Origin of the sequence: Arenibacter hampyeongensis, from assembly GCF_002909255.1 — a bacterium.
In the GTDB taxonomy this organism is placed as follows: domain Bacteria; phylum Bacteroidota; class Bacteroidia; order Flavobacteriales; family Flavobacteriaceae; genus Arenibacter; species Arenibacter hampyeongensis.
This window is the reverse complement of record NZ_PIOB01000010.1, coordinates 43,053-68,293: the sequence shown is the minus strand read 5'-3', so window position 1 is coordinate 68,293 and position 25,241 is coordinate 43,053. Positions and strand designations below refer to the sequence as shown.

The 25,241-nt window shown below is 39.7% G+C and carries 18 protein-coding genes; 9 read left to right on the top strand and 9 right to left on the bottom strand.

Annotated elements, in window-relative coordinates:
- Positions 1-160 precede the first annotated feature (160 nt).
- The 3 genes from metG to CWD91_RS19050 all read right to left on the bottom strand — a co-directional run bounded on the left by metG (position 161) and on the right by CWD91_RS19050 (position 5,609).
- Complete coding sequence (gene metG, locus CWD91_RS19060) at positions 161-2,239, bottom strand: methionine--tRNA ligase (RefSeq protein ID WP_103442569.1); 2,079 nt, start codon at positions 2,237-2,239, stop codon at positions 161-163.
- Positions 2,240-2,373: 134 nt separating this feature from the next.
- On the bottom strand, positions 2,374-4,089 hold the full coding sequence (locus tag CWD91_RS19055; RefSeq protein WP_103442568.1) for a DUF1501 domain-containing protein: 1,716 nt from the start codon (positions 4,087-4,089) through the stop codon (positions 2,374-2,376).
- A gap of 11 nt (positions 4,090-4,100) precedes the next feature.
- Entirely contained in the window at positions 4,101-5,609 is a 1,509-nt protein-coding gene (locus CWD91_RS19050; protein ID WP_103442567.1) for a DUF1800 domain-containing protein, read from the bottom strand.
- A 191-nt stretch (positions 5,610-5,800) separates the two neighbouring features.
- Between CWD91_RS19050 and CWD91_RS19045 the strand changes: the two genes are divergently transcribed.
- Complete coding sequence (locus CWD91_RS19045; RefSeq protein WP_103442566.1) at positions 5,801-6,160, top strand: YraN family protein; 360 nt, start codon at positions 5,801-5,803, stop codon at positions 6,158-6,160.
- Positions 6,161-6,211: 51 nt separating this feature from the next.
- Positions 6,212-6,871, top strand: coding sequence for an aspartate kinase (locus CWD91_RS19040; RefSeq protein WP_103442565.1), 660 nt, complete (start codon positions 6,212-6,214; stop codon positions 6,869-6,871).
- A 104-nt stretch (positions 6,872-6,975) separates the two neighbouring features.
- Here CWD91_RS19040 and CWD91_RS19035 read toward each other — a convergent pair whose 3' ends face one another.
- Positions 6,976-8,307: a TlpA family protein disulfide reductase gene (locus CWD91_RS19035; RefSeq protein ID WP_103442564.1), complete on the bottom strand. Its 1,332-nt coding sequence runs from the start codon at positions 8,305-8,307 to the stop codon at positions 6,976-6,978.
- A 16-nt stretch (positions 8,308-8,323) separates the two neighbouring features.
- Positions 8,324-11,707, bottom strand: a complete 3,384-nt coding sequence (gene mfd, locus CWD91_RS19030) for a transcription-repair coupling factor (protein WP_394335736.1) — start codon at positions 11,705-11,707, stop codon at positions 8,324-8,326.
- A 452-nt stretch (positions 11,708-12,159) separates the two neighbouring features.
- Between mfd and CWD91_RS19025 the strand changes: the two genes are divergently transcribed.
- The 6 genes from CWD91_RS19025 to CWD91_RS19000 all read left to right on the top strand — a co-directional run bounded on the left by CWD91_RS19025 (position 12,160) and on the right by CWD91_RS19000 (position 17,625).
- Positions 12,160-12,594, top strand: a complete 435-nt coding sequence (locus tag CWD91_RS19025) for a c-type cytochrome (protein WP_103442562.1) — start codon at positions 12,160-12,162, stop codon at positions 12,592-12,594.
- 105 nt (positions 12,595-12,699) lie between these two features.
- Positions 12,700-14,040 (top strand): cbb3-type cytochrome c oxidase subunit I, encoded by a 1,341-nt coding sequence (locus CWD91_RS19020; RefSeq protein WP_103442665.1) that lies wholly within the window; start codon positions 12,700-12,702, stop codon positions 14,038-14,040.
- A 115-nt stretch (positions 14,041-14,155) separates the two neighbouring features.
- Positions 14,156-14,989, top strand: a complete 834-nt coding sequence (locus CWD91_RS19015) for a CbbQ/NirQ/NorQ/GpvN family protein (protein WP_205164663.1) — start codon at positions 14,156-14,158, stop codon at positions 14,987-14,989.
- 37 nt (positions 14,990-15,026) lie between these two features.
- Entirely contained in the window at positions 15,027-16,796 is a 1,770-nt protein-coding gene (locus CWD91_RS19010; RefSeq protein WP_103442561.1) for a nitric oxide reductase activation protein NorD, read from the top strand.
- Positions 16,797-16,800: 4 nt separating this feature from the next.
- Positions 16,801-17,382, top strand: coding sequence for a cytochrome c oxidase subunit 3 (locus tag CWD91_RS19005; RefSeq protein WP_103442560.1), 582 nt, complete (start codon positions 16,801-16,803; stop codon positions 17,380-17,382).
- A 9-nt stretch (positions 17,383-17,391) separates the two neighbouring features.
- Positions 17,392-17,625: a cytochrome C oxidase subunit IV family protein gene (locus tag CWD91_RS19000; protein WP_103442559.1), complete on the top strand. Its 234-nt coding sequence runs from the start codon at positions 17,392-17,394 to the stop codon at positions 17,623-17,625.
- Positions 17,626-17,688: 63 nt separating this feature from the next.
- Here the strand turns inward: CWD91_RS19000 and CWD91_RS18995 are convergent, their stop codons facing one another.
- The 4 genes from CWD91_RS18995 to CWD91_RS18980 form a co-directional block, all read right to left on the bottom strand.
- Positions 17,689-18,393 (bottom strand): SCO family protein, encoded by a 705-nt coding sequence (locus tag CWD91_RS18995; RefSeq protein ID WP_239985869.1) that lies wholly within the window; start codon positions 18,391-18,393, stop codon positions 17,689-17,691.
- A 4-nt stretch (positions 18,394-18,397) separates the two neighbouring features.
- Positions 18,398-19,201 carry a formylglycine-generating enzyme family protein gene (locus CWD91_RS18990; protein WP_394335735.1) on the bottom strand — a complete coding sequence of 268 codons (804 nt, stop codon included), beginning with the start codon at positions 19,199-19,201 and terminating at the stop codon, positions 18,398-18,400.
- A 19-nt stretch (positions 19,202-19,220) separates the two neighbouring features.
- Positions 19,221-20,627: a copper-containing nitrite reductase gene (gene nirK / locus CWD91_RS18985; protein ID WP_394335738.1), complete on the bottom strand. Its 1,407-nt coding sequence runs from the start codon at positions 20,625-20,627 to the stop codon at positions 19,221-19,223.
- 228 nt (positions 20,628-20,855) lie between these two features.
- Positions 20,856-22,118, bottom strand: a complete 1,263-nt coding sequence (locus CWD91_RS18980; protein ID WP_103442661.1) for an alginate export family protein — start codon at positions 22,116-22,118, stop codon at positions 20,856-20,858.
- 445 nt (positions 22,119-22,563) lie between these two features.
- Between CWD91_RS18980 and CWD91_RS18975 the strand changes: the two genes are divergently transcribed.
- Positions 22,564-24,909, top strand: a complete 2,346-nt coding sequence (locus tag CWD91_RS18975) for a hypothetical protein (RefSeq protein WP_205164662.1) — start codon at positions 22,564-22,566, stop codon at positions 24,907-24,909.
- Positions 24,910-25,241 lie beyond the last annotated feature (332 nt).

The window sequence follows — 25,241 nt, the reverse complement described above, 5'->3', positions numbered from 1 at the left end:
GGGTATATGTGCTTTAAATGAGGTCTCGACTGCGTTCGACAGGACAATACGATTCAATATAATTATTTTATACCAAAGGCAACAAAATGTGTACAGTTTAGCGGACTCGGGTTTTTAAACGAGCGGCTCTAGGTTTGTCAAGTCAGGCGGAGTTTTGACCTTAATTTATGGTCCCGCCACTTTCAACTCCATCTTCATCCGGATTAATAAATACCAACTTGCCATCGGCGTTTTCGGTCATAAGGATCATGCCCTCGCTTTCCACTCCTCTCAAGGCTCGTGGAGCTAGGTTAACCAAAACGGTCACTTTTTTACCTATGATATCCTCGGGTGAAAAGCTTTCCGCAATGCCAGACACTATGGTTCTCACATCCAATCCCGTATCCACTTTTAAGACCAACAATTTTTTGGCCTTAGGCATTTTTTCTGCTTCGATAATGGTTCCTACCCTCATATCCAACTTGGAGAAATCGTCAAAGGTAATGGTGTCCTTTTGTGGACTAACTTCTTTGTTCATAGTTTCATTTGCTTTTTTGGTAGCTTCCAATTTGTCCAATTGTGCCTGTATGGTTTCGTCCTCAATTTTACTGAACAACAATTCAGCTTCCTTGATCTGATGTCCTGCTGTAAGCAAGTCTTCTGTATGGGCCACCATTTCCCAGCTTAGTGCGTTATCCAGTGTATCAACTCCCAACATTGACTTTAGTTTGTCAGAAGTAAAGGGCAAAAATGGTTCGCTCAAGACTGCCAAGGCCGATGCTATTTGTAGGGCGACAAACATTATGGTTTTAACCCTTTCTTCATCTTGTTTTATTACTTTCCAAGGTTCTTCATCGGCCAGGTACTTATTGCCCAAACGTCCTAAGTTCATAACCTCTTGGCCCGCTTCTCGGAACCGGTATCTTTCAATGGAATTGGCAATTATCTCGGGATATTTTTTAAGCTCCGCCAACGTTTCCCGATCTACTTGGCTAAAAGTGCCCGGAGCAGGTACAATACCATTGTAATACTTATTGGTAAGCACCACTACACGATTGATAAAGTTCCCGTATATAGCTACTAATTCATTATTGTTCCTTGCTTGGAAATCTTTCCAGGTAAAATCGTTATCCTTGGTTTCCGGGGCCGTGGCAGTTAGCGTATACCTTAGCACATCCTGCATGTTTGGAAAATCTTCCAAATACTCATGCAGCCATACCGCCCAATTCTTGGAAGTGGACAGTTTGTTGCCTTCCAAATTTAAAAATTCATTGGCCGGGACATTTTCCGGTAAAATAAAATCGCCATGTGCCTTTAGCATACTAGGGAAAATAATACAGTGGAATACAATATTGTCCTTACCAATAAAATGTACCATTTTGGTATCCTTGGCTTTCCAATAAGGTTCCCAATCCTTGCCTTCCCTAGCCGCCCATTCTTTGGTTGAGGAAATGTAACCAATTGGAGCATCGAACCATACGTATAGCACCTTGCCTTCTCCGCCTTCAACTGGAACTGGGATTCCCCAATCCAGATCACGGGTTACCGCCCGTGGCTTTAGGCCGTCGTCGATCCAAGATTTACATTGGCCGTAAACATTGGGTTTCCAGTCGTTCTTATGACCTTCCAAAATCCATTTCTTTAAAAAATCCTCGTATCTGTCCAATGGTAAAAACCAGTGTTTGGTTTCTTTTAGCGAGGGTACTGCTCCCGAGATGGTAGATTTTGGATTAATAAGGTCCGTGGCGTTTAAGGTAGAACCACAGTTTTCACATTGATCGCCATAGGCCTCTTCGAACCCACATTTTGGGCAGGTACCAATTACAAAACGATCTGCCAAAAATTGTTGGGCTTCCTGGTCGTACAATTGTTCTGTAGTTTCCTCAATAAAATTTCCCTGTTCATATAATTTTACAAAGAAATCCGAGGCAGTTTTATGGTGTACTTCTGCGGAGGTTCTTGAATAATTGCTGAAGGTGATTCCAAAATCCTCAAAGGATTGTTTAATAATACCGTGGTATTTATCTATAATGTTTTGAGGGGTAACACCTTCTTTTTTGGCTTTCATCGAAATGGCTACCCCGTGTTCGTCACTGCCACAGACGAAGGCCACATCATTACCATTTAATCTCAAGTATCTTGCGTAGATATCCGCGGGCACATAGACACCGGCCAAATGCCCTATGTGTATAGGTCCGTTGGTATATGGTAGTGCTGCGGTAATGGTATATCTTGCTGGCTTTTGAAGGTTCTGCGACATTATTTTTGGATTAAGGTGCAAAAATAAAGATTTTTACCCGCAGCTGAGGTATTCCTTCAAAAAATAAGCCTTCGTTACCCTGAAAACAATTCAGATTTTACGAAGGCTTCTCGCATAGTAAGTAGGGGGTGAATTTATGCTACCATTATGGATTTGCTGAGATTTTGATTTTGAACCTGTATTCTATAAATATATTTTCCAGACGCCAAATAAGTTTGCAGTCTCTCCCTGATGTTTATTTCTGTAGATCCTTCCAACATCATTTCATTAAATACCGATCCCAAATATTGCCCCATAATGTTGAACAATTGAATGTTTACATGGGCGCTAAATGGCATTTCAAGGTAAATGTGAGGTGTTGAATCCGTGGGGTAAAATGGTTTGTGTACAATGGCATTTACCAATTCCGGATTTGGATTTTCCCCAGTTGGATCTGTTGGTGTTGGAGGTGTTGGATTCCCATCGCTATAAGTGATTTCTGGAAAATCCACTCCGCTACAATTAAATCCTAAATTTACTGGTGTATAGGTGTATCCATCCATTAAATGTTGTTCCACAAGAGGAATATCTACACACAACCACTCTGCCAACACGGTGGCATAAAGGTCTCTAAAATCCATGGTGTATTCCAGGTTACCTCTGCTATTGGGCTCGTCCAAAGATGGATGCTCGCCTACAAAGGCACTTCCGTTAAGTCCAGATCCAAAAAATAGGGTAGGAGCCGCTTTACCATGATCTGTACCATTGGATCCGTTTTCGTAAATCCTTCTTCCAAATTCGGAAAAGGTCATACTCAATACTTTTTCATCCTGTTGGGTAAAGGCCAAGTCATCATAAAAATTATCTACAGCAATGGATAAATTGGACATTAGTCGTTCGTGAGCCAAAGGTTGATTTCCATGGGTGTCAAAACCACCCATACTGATCATATACACTTTGGTTCCAAGATTCCCTTTGATCAATCTGGCCAACAAAGCCAATTGTCTGGCAAAACCATTGGTTTGATATTCAATTTGGTTTGATCCCCTCATATAGGCATCATGTATTTTCCCTGCATATTCGTTGGTTACATTGGACACCCCTCGAAGGAATTTAATTTGGTCACTGTACATACAGTCGTCAAAAAGGGCATCGTCTACGGAATATTGTAACCCAGTTTCCGCGATCTGTTCCAACTGATCTATGTTATTGGTTACAAATGCGTAATTGGTTTCTTCTCCTTCAAAAACCAAACTACCGTAGTTTCCAATTTGAATAGCTGCAGGTCCTTCAGGTCTACTACCCGGAAAATCGGATAAGTAATCAGGATAAAGGTATTCAAAATGTCTTCCCATCCATCCGGTATCACGTCCGGTGAAGCCTGTTGTGGTTAGGTCGGTATTGGCAAAAATATCCGAACCGGTAAAATGTGACAAGCTCTGTCCTTCATAACCTACACCATGTACAGCCTTAAATTGACCTTCGCCCCACATGGGCTCCAAAGATTTCATATAGGTAGGAACCCCATATTCATCCGTCAATCTTAATATTTTACTTTCCGGCAGATAAATATTGGGACGGGCGTTGGCATAAATGTCGTACTGATTAATTGGGATAATGGTACTAAGTCCGTCATTTCCACCCGATAATCGAATTAAAATTAAAATATTATCGGTTTCCGCCATGGCTATTGCCGAGGTTAGGGGAGATGGGGCCGAGGCTGTTAAAAAGTTACTGCCCAACATCATGGATCCGGAACCCGCAATGCCCAGAGCTTGGATAAAAGAACGTCTGCTCCAGGCCTTATGTTCTAAATCGTGACCATCATGGTCTTTGCCTTTATGGGGTGAATTATGATGAGTATCGCACATAATTGTATTTTTTATTTGAGTTGGAATTCAGGTTGTCTGGAAAGATGTCTTAATAGAAGATGAACTTGTGAAGGAACTTCTTGGCTAATACTTAGTACCCATAGGGATTGACCCCCAGGAATATAGTCAGGGCCGTAATAGTCCTCAGGAACGTCTTCAATTTTGAATGCCGACATGGCATTGTCAAATTCTTGTTGCGTAAACATGCCCTTTGGCGTTATTTTATCTACTAGGGCCCGAACTACAATCTCTGGGTTACTTGTACTACTATTTGCTGGTCCAACGGCATCCATGGCCAAAGTCCTGAATTGTTCGGGGTTGTCCTGATAGAAGCCATCGATAATGGTCTCCATGGTGAGCCAACGTCCAATCATAAAATTGGTGTTGATCCAGTCCCTGTTTCTTTGCCATCCGGCAACATCAACGGGGTCAAATAAATCTTGACCCAGCATCCCGCTATAATTTATTAGGCTACCAATGGTAGTATCGTTATATGCAAAACCGGTTTCGTTTATAGTATGTAGATAGATGTCGAACGGACTTTTAATAATAACGCCAATGGCCTCATCATCAAAAAAATGTTGACTTTTAAAGAGTTGACTCAATACTGGTGCCAGTTCAAAATTGTTGGAAACAAAGGTTGCGGCCAATCCATCAATAATAGTCTTGGCATTATTTGCTTCGTCTGTAGAGTCTGGGTGTACAAAATATTCATACAATTTTTTACAAATGAAATAACCTATTTGGCTACCTCTTTCTTCAAAAAGTATATCAATCACATCGTCATAACCCCAGTTACCGGTTCTTCCGAGTATAGTTTTATTTTCAGTGTTGAATTTGGAAGCATCGAACATTACTTGCTCACAGCCTATTTCTCCCCTTACCACATACCCGGAAAGGGCCTTGGCGGTTTCAATTATATCCTCCTCCGTATATCCGTTTCCTTCCCCTAATGTAAATAGTTCATATAGTTCACGGGCATAATTCTCATTGGGGTTGTTGCCATTGTTGTAAACCCCATCCAAATAGTAAAGCATGGCACTGGTAAGGCCTATTTCACTAACAAAGGTTTTAAAATTGCCTATGGCATTGCGCTGAAGACAGTTGATATAATGATAAAGGAATGAATTACAATTGTAAACGTCCAATTCTGTGACAAAATGATTGCTCCAAAAGAAACTTAAACGATCCCTTAGATTATTGTTCAATAATGAGTTGGTATAGGCCAGCTTAAACTCTTCTTGTTGGGACCTTATTAATTGTCCTCGTTGATCATCATCTTCAGGATAATTGCTGTTATTCCAATTGGCCCAAACAGGAGCAGCCAAAGTAGGCATGTTCTGTGCTTGGGAGATAAGGGAATTCACCAAGTTTGTGGCAGTTTGGCCAGAAGCTTGATCAATAGTCTGCACAGAGGCGCTAAATCCCAATCTTCTATATAGATGTGCGGCCCTCTGCGCGTCCAGGGAGGTTGTATAGGGGGCCAAACTAGAAGTATTACAGTTTATGAAATATTCCATAATTTATTCCGCATTTGATAGGTTACTAGTAAGGGGTCATTGCATAACGCAGGTTCGCAAAGGAAATTATGTCCAATACAAATAATTCGTTATAATGCATAACAAATTACGTGGTTTGTTGAAATTTGGACGACAGTAGGGCAAATTTTTCGACCAAATGCACATTTTTTGGTAAATGGAATCGAAATAGTATGGGAAAGCACAACGAATTTGGTAAAAAGGGGGAGGAATTGGCTGTGAATCATTTGATTAAAAATGGCTATAAGGTAGTTCACAGAAATTATAGGTATTTAAAAGCGGAAATCGATATAATTGCGAAAAAAGGAGATATTTTGGCCATTGTGGAAGTGAAATCTAGAAGTTCGGATTATATGCAGTCCATTGCGGAGACGGTTACCGAAAAGAAAATTAAGCTACTTGTTATGGCAGCAGACCATTATATTATAAGTAAAGATCTTGAGGTTGAGGCTAGGTTTGATATTATTACCGTGCATAGAAATGGGGCCAATTTTAATATAGAACATCTGGAAAATGCATTTTATCATTTTTAATTATTTGTTTTATTTGTAACAATTTGTTATTTTTACCAAAATTTTAAGGAAATGAAGACTATTTCATCGGTCGTGGAAGACTACATTAAAAAGAAGCCATTTTTGCAAAGCGCTTTAGCTCAAGGTATTATAAATCTAACATCGCTTTCTAGAATCGTTAAGCCAGAAATTGAAAGTGAGTTGGGGAAGGATATTCGCAATGGTGCAATTGTAATGGCTTTAAAGCGACTTTCCGATGATTTGGAGTTCCGTGCGACCCATAAAATTATTAAAGTCTTAAAAAATATAGGGGAAATAACAGTAAGGTCGTCACTGACCGATTTTACCTTTTTGGTGTCCGAATCCATTTTGGAGAATCAGACAGTATTGTTGAAGGAAGTAAATAGGAATAAGGACGTTTTCTATACCTCTTCCAGGGGAGTCAACGAACTCAATATTGTTGTCAGCAATATTCTGGATGAGGCAGTGGAGGAGTTGTTCAAGAATGAGAAGTGCACCCAAAAAGCCGAAAACCTTTCTTCCATTACTGTAAAATTACCGGCCGAGAATGTTTCCGTTCCGGGAATCTATTATTTTATTTTTCAACGTCTTGCATGGGAAGGAATTGTCCTATATGAGGTCATTTCCACAACCAACGAATTTACCATAATTGTAAATGACGAGCAGGTAGACGTTGCATTCAAAACCATTAAGGATCTTAAAACTTTGTAAGACATCAATGTGGCAATTAATCAAAATGGCAATTGGCTAATGCAGCAATGTTCCAATGGGAAAATTCGATGATTTGAAAACGCATGGACTCCATTTTGGGAGTGCTATTTGGCTTCTTTTAAAAATTCCACAACCTCTTCGTAATTCTCTGGCTTGCCTATAATACGCTTTTCCCTATCCAAAATATAATAGGTGGGAGTTTGATGTATGTCGTATAGGGTGGTATATGGACTTTCCCATTTACCCACAGCAATACCATGAATAAAGGCAGGTAGTTTGGCGGATTCCTTTTTCCAAGTTTCATCATCATCTTCCAAGCCAATTGCAAGTACTTTTACTCCAGAATTGTCTTTTATTCTTTCATGAAGTTCCGGTAGTTCTCGTAGACAATGCGAACAGGTGCTACTCCAAAAAACAATTACATAATTTTTAGCCCCCGAAAGATCGGTAAGTTTTTTAACGGTACTCCCTTCATTCCAAGAGATTTCTGGGGCCTTTGCCCCAAAACGCAATCGATTGTGGGTTTCAATATTATTTAGGATGTCAGCCTTATTGGTTTCTGATGCCCAACTTTTAAGGTAATTCCCATAAATATCATCCGCCAAGCCGTTATAGTTGTTGCTAGATGCCTGTGTCCAGAGACTATTGAATAACTGTACCTTATTGGTTGTACTAACATTTTCCAATACCCTTGCCAATTCATTTATATTATTCTTCATGATAGCCTCTTTTTCCTCGAGGGTCAACCGTTGGTGGGGAAGGGCTGTAAACACATAATTTACGATCTTGTCCGTTAAAAAGCCCGATCCCAGTATAATCGTATCCTTCATGTCCAAGGCATCAAAATAATGAATCTTTTTCTGTTGTACATAGGTTTCAACTTCTTGGAATCCAACTGGAATATAGGGGCTATTTGCCGCAATAAAATGCCCGCATATCAACCCTTCAGATTGGGTTTCATAGGATTTTTGGGTGGTAGCCAGTTTTTTAAAAAGCGCGTTGATTTTACCTTGATCCCTATTCGGTTCGGAATAAAACTGAACAATTTGTTTCTCCAGATCATGAACCTCTTTAAAGTACTTGGTGTAAAGTATATTTTCGTTGGAACTAATAATGGATAGGCCTTTTTGGGAATCAAAGGACAATTCAACATCTTCTTTGCCATTGTATATCACATCAAAATAGAATTCCTCCTGTGGCACGGCATATACCAATCTATACACACCGGCTGCGGCCTTCGCCGGAATACTGAGCGAGAAAGTACCATTCTCTACGGCGGTGTCGGCGATATAATTTTGATGGTCAGGATTCAATTTATAAGCGATAAGCCATTTGTAATCTTCAGCTGGAGTTAAATTCCCCGAAATAGTATGCTGGGCCTTCAAAATTAAGACGAAGCAGAGGGTGAAAAGTAATGGGATATTTTTTAAATGCATCTACTGAAGTGTATTTTTAGGGAACCGTTATACCTGGCTTTGGGATAAGGGAATCGAATGGTTGAATAGATTTATAGGCTTTATCAATAGAATTTATATGTTCAAAAACCAATAACAACCGCAATCCGTTACGGGTCTGTTTTTCTTTTAGTTTTGCAAGCTTGGCATGGGTTTGTACAAATTGTAATACCCACGTAAAGGAACTGCTTTGGTAAAAATCCGATTGTTGGTCCGCTATAAAATAGCCGATCATTTTGCCCTTCTTCATCACTATTTTTTCCAGGCCGATGCTATTGGCGATCCATTTGATGCGGACCGAGTTTAATAAATCCTCAGCCTGGGTGGGCAGTTCCCCAAATCTGTCGACCAATTGGGACTCGAATTTTTGTAAGCCTTCCTCATCGGAAACCTGATTGAGTTCGGTATATAGATTTAAACGTTCGGTGATATTGTTGATATAATCATCGGGGAAAAGCAATTCAAAGTCAGAGTCGATCTGGGTTTCTTTTACAAAGATCTTTTGTTTGCCTCCAACCTCTTCATACAGATCCTTGAATTCGTTTTCTTTTAGTTCGTCTATGGCTTCGGCCAATATTTTTTGATAGGCATCAAAGCCAATTTCGTTTATAAATCCACTTTGTTCTCCTCCCAATAAGTCTCCGGCACCTCTAATTTCCAAATCCTTCATGGCAATATTAAAGCCACTGCCAAGATCTGTAAATTGTTCCAAAGCCTGAATTCTCTTACGGGCATCATTGGTCATCACATCATAGGGAGGTGTAATAAAGTAGCAGAAAGCCTTTTTATTGCTTCGACCTACACGTCCCCGCATTTGATGCAGATCACTGAGGCCAAAATTATTGGCATTATTAATAAAAATGGTATTGGCATTAGTTACATCCAAGCCACTTTCAACTATGGTAGTAGAGACCAATACATCAAACTCGCCATTCATAAAAGCCAGCATAAGGGTTTCCAACTTTTTGCCTTCCATTTGCCCGTGCCCGATTCCTATTTTGGCATCCGGCACCAATCTTTGTATCATTCCGGCGACCTCCTTGATGTTTTCAATTCTATTGTGGATAAAGAATATCTGTCCTCCTCTTTGGATTTCATAGGAAATGGCATCCCGAATGGTCTCCTCATTAAAGCGGATTACCTCACTTTCTATGGGGTACCTATTGGGGGGTGCCGTATTGATGACCGATAAATCCCTTGCAGCCATTAAACTAAATTGAAGGGTTCTGGGAATAGGGGTTGCTGTAAGGGTAAGCACATCTACATTCTCCTTAATGGATTTTAATTTGTCCTTGACCGATACGCCGAATTTTTGTTCTTCATCTACGACCAAAAGCCCTAAATCCTTAAACTTTACATTTTTGTTCACCAACTGATGGGTTCCTATAATAATATCCACTTTGCCGCTTGCAAGATTTTCCAGGGTCTCCTTTTTCTCCTTGGCAGTTCTAAATCGGTTTACATAATCTACGGTTACCGGCATTTCCTTCAACCGTTCCGTAAAAGTCCTGTGGTGCTGAAAGGCTAAAATTGTTGTTGGGACCAAAACGGCAACTTGTTTACCATTATCCACGGCCTTAAAGGCAGCTCTAATGGCCACTTCCGTTTTTCCAAAACCAACATCTCCGCAAACAAGTCGGTCCATAGGCCTTTCACTTTCCATGTCCTTCTTGATGTCTTCGGTAGATTTACTTTGGTCAGGAGTATCTTCATAGATAAAGGAAGCCTCCAGCTCATGTTGTAAATAGCTATCCGGTCCGTATTGAAACCCTTTTTCCAATCTGCGTTTGGCATACAGCTGTATAAGATCGAATGCAATTTTTTTAACGCGGGATTTGGCCTTGTCCTTGATCTTTTTCCAGGCGCCCGAACCAAGTTTATATATTTTTGGAGGTGCCCCGTCCTTCCCATTGAATTTGGAAATTTTGTGCAGTGAATGTATGCTTACATAAAGAATGTCCCTTTCCCCATACATTAGTTTAATAGCTTCCTGTTTCTTTCCTTCAACATCTATCTTTTGAAGTCCGCCGAATTTTCCTATGCCATGGTCTATATGGGTAACGTAATCTCCAATTTCCAGTTTGTTTAGATCCTTTAAGGTAATGGCCTGCTTTTTGGCATAACCATTTTTTAAATGGAATTTTAGATAGCGTTCAAAGATCTGATGGTCCGTATAACAGGCTATTTTTAAATCCTGGTCTATAAACCCTTGGTAAAGAGGGAGAACAATGGTTTTATAATGGACTTCCTTACCTACTTCATCAAAAATGTCATGGAACCTTTTGGCCTGCTGGTCGGTGGCGCAAAAGAGATAATTAGTATACCCGTTTTTGTAATTATCGTTTAGGTTTTCAATTAACAAATCGAATTTTTTGTTAAAGGAAGGTTGTGGCTTTGAATTGAACACAATGGTTTCAGGATCGTTGGAAGATTTTGTGCTTCCATCGATTTCTATCAAACCAAAATCTGCCAACTGTTGTTTTAACAAATCGGAATTAGTGAACAATTCCTGGGGTTTGGCATGCTTTATTTCGTTGGACAGTTTTGTAAAGGACTCTTCGGCCTTTTCAAAAAATGAATCCAACCTAGCATAGAGCAAACTTAGGTTCTTGCTAAAAATTAGGGTGTTTGGTGATATGTATTTTAGGAAACTTTCCCGGTTCTCATCCAAAAATTTGTTTTCAACATTGGGGATGATGGTAATCTTTTTCACCTTTAGGGTAGACAATTGTGTTTCCACATCAAAAGTTCTAATACTCTCCACCTCATCCCCAAAAAATTCAATTCTATAAGGTTCATCGTGGGAAAATGAAAATACATCCATTATTCCTCCTCGAACCGAAAATTCTCCTGGTTCGGTAACAAAATCTACCCGTTTAAATTTGTATTCGAACAAAACCTCATTTAAAAAATCGATCGAAAGAGTATCTTCCAATTTAATTTTAAGGGTGTTTTTCTCCAGTTCCTTTCTGGTCACCACTTTTTCAAAAAGGGCGTCTGCATAAGTGACTATGATTGCAGGTTTTTTTCTTGAGTTAATACGATTAAGTACCTCGGCACGCAAAAGCACATTGGCATTGTCCGTTTCCTCTATCTGGTAGGGCCTTCTATAACTTCCTGGATAAAATAGTACGTCGCTATCCCCAATGAACTGTTCCAGGTCGTTCAAGTAATAGGCTGCTTCTTCCTTGTCGTTTAAAATAAACAAAAATGGAGATTCGGATGCACGAAAGATTTCGGCAATAACAAAGGATAAAGCGGAACCTGTAAGTCCTTTGATATTGGTTGGAGTCGGGGAAGTCGCAGAGGTGTTATCTTGAAAATCGGCAATACGGGACCTCAGTTTTCCCAGTTGGGGAGACTGTGCGAACAGTTGTAACATAGAAGATTTTGTCAACCGTAAATTTTATTGCAAATATAAAGCTTGGATAAGCTATTCACAAAATAAGCCTCAATTAATTGGATCCAAATGAATAATATAATCTGGGGGATAGATGTCCAATAGGCAATAATCTGCATTTCCACTTTGGGTCGGAAACTCATGGTGTCCTAGTCTATAGGTTCTCGGGGGATGTTGTGATGGGCCATTCTTTCCTGTTACATGGATTATAATTGCCACTAGAATGATATTTCTGCAGGCCTATGCTATGTAAGATGCATTGTAATAGTTCAATCTTTTTAAAAGTAAGGATTGAAGGTGTACTTTATTGCTCGGAATAAAGTGATAAAATAATACTTATAACATGACATAAATCATGTTTTGAAATCTTGTGATGCATTTATTTTGTATTTAATACAAAAAGGTCTTAAAATATTAATTTAACCAACTAAATTATGTTATCTAAAAAACAAGCACGAGCCTTTTTCTTGGGAGGCACTCTGGTCACATTCCTGGCATTTATAGGTTTGACTATTTATTCCTTTAGTGATCCCCAAGACCAAACCAACCATGCCGCAATCACCGAGCAGGTAGTTAGAGGGAAAGATTTATGGGAATCCAATAATTGTATGGGATGCCATACCATTTTAGGAGAAGGGGGATATTATGCCCCTGAATTGACAAAGGTATTGGACCGCAGAGGTCCTGGTTATGTCAAGGCTGTATTGATGTCCCCAATCCCTTGGGAACCCAATGGGAGAAAAATGGTGGCCTACGGATTCTCAGAGGAGGAAGCTGCAGATCTGATCGCATTTTTTGACTGGATAGATGATATAGATCTTAACGGTTTTGATAGGGTAGTATCACCATTGTCAAAAGATGATAAGTAGGATTAATCGAAATATGTAATGAACCGCATTTACTCATTTTTGGGATTCGCAGAAATGAATTTGGCAAATAAACTTCACCAACTAATTCAATTTAAATTTAAACAGATGAAATATAAATCACAAAAAGTGGCCTATTGGTTTTTTGCATTCTCAATGCTGCTATTAGTTTTACAGATTACCTATGGTTTTGTAATGGGCTTTGCGCGCATTGGTTTGGATGGTCTTCACGATTTTATACCTTTTAATACCGCCAGGGCAGTACATACCAACCTTTTGGTCGTGTGGCTCCTGTCAGGTTTTATGGGCGCGGCCTACTATATTATTCCCGAGGAAGCGCAGCGGGAATTGGTCAATGTTAAATTGGCGTATGTACAGTTAATTTCCCTGGCCATTGTGGGGGTCACTGCAATAGTTGGCTATCATTTTAATTGGTGGGAAGGCCGTAAGTTCCTTGAAATTCCCAGGCAATTGGATTATTTGGTGGTAATCAATGTTTTGTTGTTTTTAGGATTGATTTTGACAACGCTCTTTAAAGGGAAGCGCAAGACCACAACCGCTTTGGTTTTATCCATGGGATTGTTGTTTGCGGCCTTATTATACCTTCCGGGAATGTTGCCATTTGATAGTCAGGTTACAGATTCATTTTTTCGCTGGTGGGTGGTTCATTTGTGGGTAGAAGGTGTTTGGGAGCTCATTATGGGTGGTATCCTCTCCTTTTTATTGATCAAACTAACTGGGGTTGATAGGGAGGTCATAGAAAAATGGCTGTATGTTATCGTTGGACTTACCTTCCTTTCAGGGGTGTTGGGAACAGGACACCACTATTATTATATAGGGGTAAACAAAATTTGGTTGGTAGTTGGGGGTATTTTCTCCGCTTTGGAACCTCTTGCATTCTTGGCAATGGCCTTATTTGCAGTGAATATGTACAGAAAAGGTGAAAAGAAACATCCCAATACCCTTGCCTTATTCTGGACCTTGGGCTCTGCCATTGTATCTTTTATAGGGGCCGGACTATTGGGTTTTGCCCATACCTTGCCTCAAACCAATCTTTACACCCATGGTACCCTAGTAACCGCAATGCATGGACATTACGCCTTCTGGGGTGCCTATGCCATGATCGTTCTAGCCATAATTAGTTATTCATTGCCCAATTTAACCGGCAGGAAACTGTACGAAAGTGTAAGAGGTAGAGCTGCGTTTTGGTTATCCAATATAGGTATGTTGGGTATGACCGTGGCCTTTGGTGTTGCAGGAGTGGTACAGGTTTATTTGGAACGTAAGTTAAAAATGGAATTCATGGAGGTGCAAAATGAAATAAGCATTCACTTTGTGGTGCTGCTCCTATGTGCCACTTTGTTTACCACTGGAATTGTATTGTACATAATTGACTTTATAAAGCATGGTAGACCAAGTGATGAAGCTTTGGAAACTATTAAAAATTAATAATACGAAATATTTAAAAAAGGCCTAAGAAGAAATTGATGATATTAGTTTTGGCTATACATCGATACCCCCCGTTCCCCTGACTTTTTAGGCCTTCTTAATTAAATAAATTAACATGAATACTTTAACCCAAAACTCCTTGACAAAATCACAGACCGATATGCCGTTTTTAGGAGACGATATTCCCTTTTATAGACCAATAGCAAAAGAAGTTGATGTTTTTGTTCAAGCCTATAAATGTAAGATACCAATCCTCTTAAAAGGACCTACAGGCACCGGGAAAACCCGTTTTGTGGAGTACATGGCCCATCAGCTTAATAGACCACTTTTCACTATCTCCTGTCATGAAGAAACCTCCTCTACCGATCTAATTGGTCGTTTTATAATCAAGGGTGCGGAAACTGTTTGGTTGGATGGACCTTTGACCAGGGCAGTAAAGCAAGGGGCAATATTATATATGGATGAGATTGCGGAGGCCAGACCAGATGTAATCGTGGCAATACACTCCCTTACCGACCATAGGAAGGAATTGTATTTGGATAAGTTGGGGGAAACCATAAAAGCCGATAAGGATTTTATGTTGGTCGCTTCCTTTAACCCAGGGTACCAAAAAGGATTTAAGGAATTGAAACCGTCGACACGACAGCGCTTTGTAGCCCTATCCTTTAATTATCCCAGTCCAAAAGATGAGGCGGAAATATTGGTGAATGAAACCGATCTGGAGATGTCCGTTGCCAAAAAACTGGTAAATATTGCCAATAAAATTCGCAATTTAACAGAATTGGGCCTTACTGAAACTGTATCTACGCGATTGTTGGTGGATGCGGCCAAATTGATCCATTCCGGTTTGCCAAAACGCTTGGCCGTCAGGGTAGCCGTTGTAGAGCCCCTCACCGATGATCTTGAGATAACTGAATCGCTAGCTGATTTATGTGACCTAATGATTTAACGCAATTGCCACTTTCCAATCAAGAATTATCGTTCCTATGTTTGAACCGGATGAATACTTATTTAGTAAAGTAGCAGGATTCCTTAAACGTCGTAAAAAGAAATTTCTTGCGGCTGAAGGGCATGCCGTTAGGTTAAATGATATTAAACCTCGACTTGCCATTTTTGCTAGGGCAATTACAGGCAAACCAATAGAAATTTTTGAAGCGGAACGTGAGGGTGGCTATAAAAACAATAGTTTTTTTCTTCCGGGACGATTTGCGGAATTTCCTTCAGAAATTCAGAACAAAGCATTTTACCTTTTTCGGATTGTGTATTTATCGGTCCAGAAAAACTTGGAATCCAATTTTGAAAAGGCGGAGGAGCATACCTTGGAAATGGCAAGGGAAAACGCCTATTTGGCGGCAAAAGAAGTATTGCCAATTGTGTTTAAAGAGTTTCCGATGTCCGTTACCATTCATCAGGAACTTACATCGCATTTTGAATCCTTTAAAACGGAAAAAAAACCTACGGATTATTCCTTTATTTATGGGAAATGGATGTGTAATGAGGCTGAGTTAGTCTCTGATGAAGTTCTGAAAAATATTTCAGAATTGGCCAAAAAGGCTATACAAGAAGAGATAAATACTATTTTAAAGGCCAATGCGGTAGAGGAGGTCACCACATTGGAAATTGATAAAAAGGCCCAAGAGGATTACGTTCTGTTACATAATTTTGAAAAGGTGGAAACTGCGGAGGAATGGGAGGGTGGCTGGCGCGATTTTGATGGCGAGGATGAACTGGACGACCACTCCAACGCTCTGGAAGACTTAAATATGAAACATACGGTTCGGGTAGACGATCCCGTGCATTCCATTTATCAGGCCGATTTTATGGAGAATACAAATGTCTCGGAAAGTGTGGAATTGGACTCCAAGGAATTTCATATAGCCTATGATGAATGGAATTTTTCGAAGCATGCCTATAAGCCCAATTATTGCAAGGTATACCCTAAGGCGCAAATAAAGCAGGACAGTACATATTATAAAAATACGCTTCAAAATAATGCTTCCACCTTGTTGGGATTGCGAAAAATGTTGACTTCGGTAAATAATAAATACCAACAACAAAGAAGACAAACACAGGGAGATGAGTTTGATCTGGATGCCATTACGGATCTTTTTGTGGATATACATTCCAAAAAGACGCCTTCTGAAAAAATTTATTTATCCAATCGAAAAAAGGAAAAGGACCTTTCCATATTGATTCTTTTGGACATAAGTCTTTCCAGCGATGGCTATGCCGCGGGGAATAAGGTTATTGATGTGGAGAAACAGGTATCCATTATTTTCGGCGAAATACTGAACGAATTTGGAGTTGATTTTTCCATCAACAGCTTTTACTCCAAAACCAGGAATTATACAACGTATTTAGGCTTAAAGGATTTTGATGAGGATTGGAACAGGGCCAAACACAAAATAGGGGCGGTAGAACCCTCTGGATACACTCGTATTGGGGCGGCCCTAAGACATTCCGGTGCCTTGATGGACAAGCGGGACAGCAAAAACAAATGGGTTATCCTAATCTCGGATGGAAAACCCAACGATTATGATAAATACGAAGGGCAATACGGTGTCAATGACGTTAAACAGGCACTAAGGGAACTTAATCAACGCAATATCAATTCCTATGCCCTGGCCATAGAGGCCCAGGCTAAATATTATTTGCCACAGATGTTCGGGCAAAACCACTATCAAATTTTGACTACTCCGGTAGAATTGCTACAGTCTTTGGTAAAGCTGTATGAAAAAATAAAACACCAACGTTAATATTATGGACACACCTACAATAAACCCAAAAAACGTTTATTATCCTCCAGGGGGAATTTTAATGTGGATCATTATTTTTTTGGAACTGTTTACCTTTGGCATAGCACTTATTTTTATGACGATTTCTGGCCGACAAGAGCCGGAAGTGTTTCATGCCTCCAGAATACTCCTAAATCCTACCTTTGGGGCTATAAATACCATATTTCTGTTGACCAGTGGCTTTTTTATGGCGAGAACAGTTCAATTGTTAAAGGAGAAAAACATTCATAGAGCATCATTCTTTCTGAAATTAACGATGCTTGGCGGAGTACTGTTTCTGATTTTGAAGGGATTGGAATATTGGGATAAAATTGAAGCAGGGCTAATTCTGTCCTACAATACATTTTTCACCTATTATTGGATGTTGACCCTATTTCATGTGGTGCACGTGGTTGTAGGCTTAATAATTTTATGGACGGTACTGCACAGTATGTCCAGAAATCCACAGAATTTAGAATTGGAGGATGTTGAGGCAAGTGCTGCATTTTGGCATATGTGCGATTTAATTTGGCTACTGCTGTTCCCAATTATCTATTTAATTTATTAAGTTGAAAGTATGAAAAACACTTTTTTTATTACTTGGGTATTTTTGATGCTGTTTACCTTGACCTCCGCATTTATGGCGGGTTCCAACTTTCAATATGTGGCATTGGCCATCCTGGGATTGGCCTTTTTGAAATTTATGGCAGTAGCCTTTTATTTCATGGAACTCAAAAGGGCAAACTCCTTTTGGCAGACAAGCCTGGTACTGTTTTTATTGGTGTTTATGACCATAATATTAATCGTATAATTGGAGGTTATTTTTTAACGCTAAGTGCAGATAAAAACAAAATGTCGATAATACAACGGAAGTTTACTGCACCAATTCTATAATTTTGGATACAGTTTCTTTATTGTTTACTCCCAAGCCTTCTTGTTGATAGGCCAATTCCCCTTCCTGATCAAAAACGCTTATGATGTTGGAATGTGAAAAATCCATGGGAGATATTTTCTTGTAGTTGACCGCCAGTACTGCTGAAAATTCACGTGTGTCCGCTTCCGAACCTCTTAGAAACACCCATTTTTTAGAGTCCATTTGGTTTTCCTTGGCAAATTCCTTTAAACGCTGTGGTGTATCTGTTTCAGGGTCTATGCTAACAAAAACAAGGGTAACCTGGTCCTTTTTGTCCGCGGGGATTTGTTCTTCTATACCTCGCATGTCTGCAACCAATCTAGGGCATGCCGTCTGACAAGAGGTGTAGATCATGACCATGACCAATACATCTCCTTTCAGCGCCTTTAACTGTATTTCCGCATTGTTTTGATTGGTCCATTTGGATGGGAGATTATAAATGGATAACTCTGAGATTTCACCCTCCTTTTTGTTGTTCTTGGCCAGTAGCTGAAGATCCATTTTACAAACACTACATTTATCGGGCTGGTCATAGGTCTTGTCTCCCTCGCAATGCATGGGGCACTGGTATTTTTCTGCTGTTGTTTTGGTTGAATTTTTTGTATTGCACCCTATAAGATTAACGACCAAAAGGCATAGCAATCCGGCATTGAAAATTTTCTTCATATCCTTAGTAAGTTAGGTTTTTATTGTTGGATCCATTGGTCTTTACACATCGGAATCCTAAATTCCTTATGGCATAATTAGCTTTTAGACTGCCTCTAAAAGCATAGCGCATAAAAGCGGCATAGTTCATTAAGTCCGACGCTCCAACTGCAGCGCTTCCACAAAAAAGATTACTATCCTTGTCTACATCCTTTCTGGATTCACCGGAGATTAAAACGGAATTAAAGTCCATCGTCCATTCCCATACAAGGCCGTGAAGGTCATAAATGCCCCAGTAATTTTTAAAAGTGGAACCTATAGCATTGTTAAATGTTTTTGGAGCTTCGTACCAATCTAGAATTAGCTGATTATAGGACTCTTTTTTACGCGCATCTGGATTGCTTTTATCGGCCATTGCGGCATATTCCCACTCATCAACAGTTGGTAACCTTTTTCCTTGGCATTCGCAATATTTCCTGGCGGCAAACCAAGAAACGTTGGTAACCGCTGCATCGTCGGCCAATTGATTTCCAAAGGATTCATCACTTTCCCAATTCACTAAATAATTGCCGTCGGCAAACAATCGCTTAACCGTACTTTTTTTCCATTCGGGATATTCCTGTACAAACTTTAAATACTCCTTATTCGTTACCGGGTATACGTCCATCGAAAACTCCTCTACGGTGACCGCTGTTGAATCTACACCATATAGGGGAATATAAGTCCCTCCTTTAACGGTAACCATATGCTCTGATTGGGCAGAAACAATATTTACTGCTATGATTCCTATCAGTGTAAAAGCTACTTTAAAAAAGGGACTCAATATCATTTTTTAATTTGGATTGATTCTATTTATTTCTTACACTTTTAACCATAGCCGGAGTTACGTCCTTTTTGGAATTGCCCCAACTATTGTACACATAGGTAAGTACATTGGCAACCTCTTCATCTGATAAGGTCTGTGCTGTCATAACACTATTGTATTTTTGTCCGTTTACGGTTATTTCACCTGTTTTTCCGTGTAATACTATATCAATGGAGCGATTAACATCGGCATTAAGGTAGTCCGATTTTGCCAAAGGTGGAAATGCATTGGCAATACCCTGGCCCTCTCCTTGGTGACAGGCAAAACAGGTCTGCATATAGGTCGCTTTTCCAAATTCCATCTTTTCCTCCATGGATTTGGCCGGAATTTCAGATTCCACAACGCCGTTGTTCGAAGGCATTTTTTGAATACCACTACCTTCAGGTTGGTAAATACCGTCTTCAAGTTCTCCTGAATAGATAGTCTTGTTTTTTTCGCCTTCTACTTTTAACATACCCAATGCTCCCTTGTTAAAGGCCCTGAAAATGGAATGGTCTACCAGTATAAATGTTCCCGGAACATCTACCTTGAATTCTACAATGGCGGCTCCGCCAGCTGGGATTAGGGTAGTTTGTACATTTTCATTGATCAAATCGCCACCTTCAACATGTACCTTGTCGAAGATTTCACCAATAACATGAAAGGATGATACTAGGTTTGGTCCACCGTTGCCAACGAACAGGCGTACTGTTTCTCCTACCTTCGCAGTAATGGCATTATCCCCTGTCAAGGCTCCCATTTTCCCATTAAATACTACATAATCTGCCTTTTCATCAACTGCTTTTTGCATATCAAAAGGCTGCAAACCTCGTTCACCGTTCGATCCTTTAGTGTAAAAGTCGCCTTGCATAATGTAATATTCTTTATCTACCAATGGTAAACCTCCTTCGGGTTCTACCAATATTAAACCATACATACCGTTGGCAATATGCATTCCTACAGGTGCTGTTGCGCAGTGGTAAACATACAACCCGGGGTTTAGAGTTTTAAATGAGAATACTTTCTCGTGGCCAGGGGCTACAAAGGAGGACTCTGCACCACCACCGGGACCAGTAACGGCATGTAAGTCGATATTGTGGGGCAATTTGTTTTCAGGGTGATTTTTTAGGTGAAATTCTACTTCGTCACCAACCCTTGTTCTTATAAAGCTTCCCGGTACCGTACCTCCAAAAGTCCAATATATATATCGAACACCGTTGGTCATTTCACCTTCCTGTTCCAATATTTCCATATCCACTATAAGTTTTTTGGCCTTTCTTTTACCAACTGGGGTTGGTACATTGGGAGGGGATGTTAATTCTGCAATCATTTCACGATTAGCAGGAATATCAGCAGCGTCTTCATAAACTATCTTTTCCTTTTTTGCACATGAGAGGATAAGACTGCCCATTCCTACAGCCATAATTAGGGAGAGGAATATTTTTTTTGTCAATTTTGAATTCATAATGATTTGTTTAGGTTGCTTATTGAAATAATAAAGGATTTTCAGGTCTTTAATTCAGGCAAAAATAGTTTTGAAACTGCTACAAAAACATGATAACTGTCATATTGTAGAATTTCGTTCAAATGGATAAATTATGTCGGGAAACATCGTTCTTGGGTTAAGTTTTTCTTTGGATTAATCCTTATTTGTAAACAAAACAGGGTTTATGGTCAGCATTATCCAACCCCAATTATTGGTATTCCCATCGGAGTTACCTTTTATGGTTTCCATGCCTTGAGAGGCAAAAAGATGTGAATATCCTGCATTGATACCTATTTCTTTTTGAAGTTTATATCCGTATGCGATATCCAGTTCAGACCCCAATTGCTTTTCACTGTTTGGTCCTATTTCTGCTGCAGCTGAGAAGTTGTGAATAGCAATATTTAAATTGGATTTCTCATTCAACACCACCTTGGCATTGGCGTAAATATCCAAAAGCCCTACGCTGCTGGTGTGGTTCCCGACGTAGAAATAATCCATGAGTCCGTTAAACTTATGATTGGTTCCATAAAAGGGGTTAAAAGCTTTGTTTTCTTGGCTGGAAGGTAATCCATTGTCATTACCGCTTAATAGTTCCACCCCAAGTCCCAATGTGGATTTAGCTGTAACTGTATAGTTGCCCTCAAGAGATAGGAGAAATCCACTTAAATCATTGTTGGCTATGTCCTTACCGAATTGGTAATAGAGATTTGAGGTCAACTTCAAATTATTGGCCTTATAATTTAAATGGGTTCCGAGCGTTTGGCTAAACCTGGTTTCGTGGTTGTCGGGATTGATACCATCAATATATTGCAGACCATTGTTTAAGAAAAGAAAACTTGCCGAGAATTTGTTCCATTCATTATGGGCCCACAAATATTGTATGCTTTTATAAGTTCCTGGGGTGGTCAAGGTAGTGCCGGTTAAATTTTCATCACTTTGGTTAAAAGCAAAGCCCAGATCCAAATTGAAGCTGGAATTTTTATATTCCAGGCGGGCGGCATCGTGACTTCTGGCCTGCTGGGCCCAACCTACATCTCCAAAAATTCGGTGGTCGTCATAAATAATTTCTTGTCGTCCCACCTTCAGGAAAAAATTTGGATCTAGCTGAATTTCCCCCCATGCCTGATGTATTCCGACCCCATTTTTATCCGAGCTGTTAAGTTGAGGTACATCACCCCAGATCCGGACATCCTGTAGACTCAGGTAGAAGGTCAGTTTGTCAATTTCATAATTGGTATTCAGTCTGGTCCGTTGTGAAACAAAGGCGGCTGGGTCTTCATTATCAGGGAATAGGGTTTTAAAGCCATGTCTATATTCGAACCTTGGACGTAATTCGGCATCTATTGTCAACTGTGCCTGGGCTTGACTGCATAAAAGGATAAATAAAAGAATTTGAAGAGGTTTCTTTAGTTTCATAATTGCTTTGGTTGATTTTTCCGAGGCAAAATTCAGGCGGTAATAATTAACATAATATGACATATGTCATTTAATGGGATATTGGTGTTGGTTCCCAATGATTCAGTTTTAATGCTACATTCTTCCTTCCAATAATGGCCTCTGGCACTTGGAAAATTAATTGTCCCAATAATAATTGGGCCGTTGTTTTTATCAGAAATTGTCCTAAGTAATTTTTTAGGTCGATTAGTGGTGATACTTTCCTTATACTTGTGTGTAGCTTTTCGTGGAAAAGGTGATAAATTGGGGGCAATTAAAAATGAAGGTATGACATAGAAATTGGGAATATGAAATAAAAGTGAATGTCACAATCCCTGCCAATGCCTATTCGCAGTGGGCCATAGTGTGAGGGACAAAATAGATTTTGCCCAGTGTAATATTAAGTTTTCAGTAAAAAATGAAACAAATGAGCTTCAGTTTTGTAAACCAGAGTATTAGCTTTCTTTATTGTAAAAGGATTCATTCCATTTTGTTCAATAATAGAGGTAGTATCCTTTTAATACCCTTTTTGATTTTATTCTTAAGTTGTTCCAATAATGCCCAAACCAATTTTAAGACCAAGTATTTGGAGGTAAGTTTGAATGCCCAAGGGCGCATTTATAGCCTAAAGGATATTACAAAGCAACAAGCTCGGGAATTAAGTCCGTCTGATAAGACATCATCTTTGTTGTCCTTGTATAATAGTAAGCTAGATACCATTTACGAGCCACAAAGTGCAAAATATAACAAGTCTGAAAACACTATAAAGCTAACCTATCCCAATAATTCCGTAGCTGAGATCAAGGTTGAGCCCAAGGACAAGTACCTTAAATTTACCCTACTTTCATTGACTAACCGCGAGGATATTGAGGGAGTGCAGTGGGGTTCCATCCATACCAATATTACCAATCTTTTTGGAGAAATTATTGGGGTGGCACGTGACACTAGTGAAACTATCAATTATGCCATAGGGATGCTCGCCCTTAACGACAATACCCTTGGCGGAACTTCAAGGACCATTGCCGACGCGGCCCCTTTTCAATATGTCATTCACTCCCCTGATACTATCCAATACCCATTGCCCATGGACCTTCATGAAGGACAGGTTTTTACCCTGGGTGGTAATGGAATCAGTGATGTGGCCTTTTACGCCCATAAGGAGCCCTATTATAGGATTGTGTACGGCAATGCTGCTGAAGTAGATGATAAGGGAAGAATATCCATTACATATAATTCAAGGGATAGGACTAAAAAAAGGGAAGTGTATTTTTCACTAATTCCCAATATGCCTGCTAACATTCCCAATCATATTGATGTTGAACCGATACCTGGGGTGGATTATATTGGGTCATCGGTAGCATTATGGGGGAGCCCAGATCATACAGCACTTATGGATGTTATTCACGACATAGTAAAGGAAGAAAACCTGCCATACCCTACCATCAAGGATAAATGGGTCAAAGATCCTACTGCCTTTGTACCTGATGTACTTACTTACGGCAAGTTATATGATAGTATTATTTCGTACACCCACCAACTTGGTTTTAAAACCATTAGTTTATATGACCAAGGATTTGTTCGTGCAGATCGCGGTAATAAGGGATATTTGGATGGTTTTAATTTTGAAAAGAAACCAATACGTTTAACTTCAGGCAATGTGTCTCACAAAGAATATGCGGTTATGGCCGCAAAATACGGAATTTCTATCGGAAGAACACCTATTAGCACAGCACTGGCTCCTGGTACCAAAGATGCCAGTCCCGTTCCAAGCGATAGTTTGTGTTATCAGCAAAAACGCTTGTTGGTGAAAGGCATCAGTCCAACCGATACTATTATAATTGTGGACGACCCAAAATATATGGATGAGATTGCCAGTTGGGAAGGCCATGCCGAAAACCTGAATATGGTAAAAATAGGGAAGGAGCTAATCCATTATTTGGGTATTTCCAAAGAGGAACCATACCGACTTTTAAATGTAAAGCGTGGCTATTGGGACACAGCTCCCACCAACCACCAAGAAAATGATACCATTTATAAACTACAAGTAACAATTAATTATGGGTATGACGGGCTGATTCCAAATCTGGCACTACAGGATGAAATTGCAGAATATTACGCCGACGTATGCAAAATAAATGGTCTTGGCTATTACGATTTTGATGGACAGGAGTTTTTATTCAATAATGGGCATGGTTATTACTCGGCCAAGCGCTTTTTTCGAAAAATGTTCGAAAGGGCTGAGTCACATGGAATTCCTCCCATTCGTTTTACCGGAGCAACCCTATCCGAAGGCTCATGGCACTACCAGAGCATCTGGAATGTTGGTGGAGGTAACAACCTATATGATTTGGATACTAGGGAATGGGGAAGTTCAACAAGTCAAGGTAAAGATTTAAGGGATGTTACATATGCAAACTTTTTCCCCGTTGGTGTTGGTGGTAATTTTCCAATTACGGCCAGTTCTACAGCTGAACAATACGAGCACATTATGGCCGTATCCTGTGGAATGGGTATGACATTTAGTTTAAAGCTAAATCAAAACGATGTGGAGAGTTGTCCACAGAAATTTGACATTTTTAAGGTGATTAGAACTTGGCAAGAAGCCCGGGAAGCAAATACCTTTCCGAGGGATATAAAAAAACTTTTGGTAAAACCGGAAAGAGACTGGCAGTTGGAGCAGGTTGACGATAACAATTGGAATCTATTTCCAATAATAAAAAATACAAGGGGCGCTGTTATAAAATTATCCAGGGATTATGCCGGGGATAATTAATTGCACGTAGTATGGTGTAATTTATAAATCCATAAGATCAACGTATTCATGAAACTTGGATTAGGGCTGTACATTCATTTGCTGGATAGAAATTATTTTGCTTTTGAAAAGTAATGTGGTTTTGCCCATGTAGTTGTAGACCTAGTGGATTATTTTAATAAAGGAAGTCATACAAATACACGGGAAGCTAAAGATATTGATATTTTTGGAACGCCATATTTGGTAGATGGTTCAGTTTTTTTACTCAGACCATACCGTATTACCCAAGGATTATGGTATTTAATTGCTGGACTATATAGGAAATAGTGCAGGATTAAGGTTTAAAATGGCTG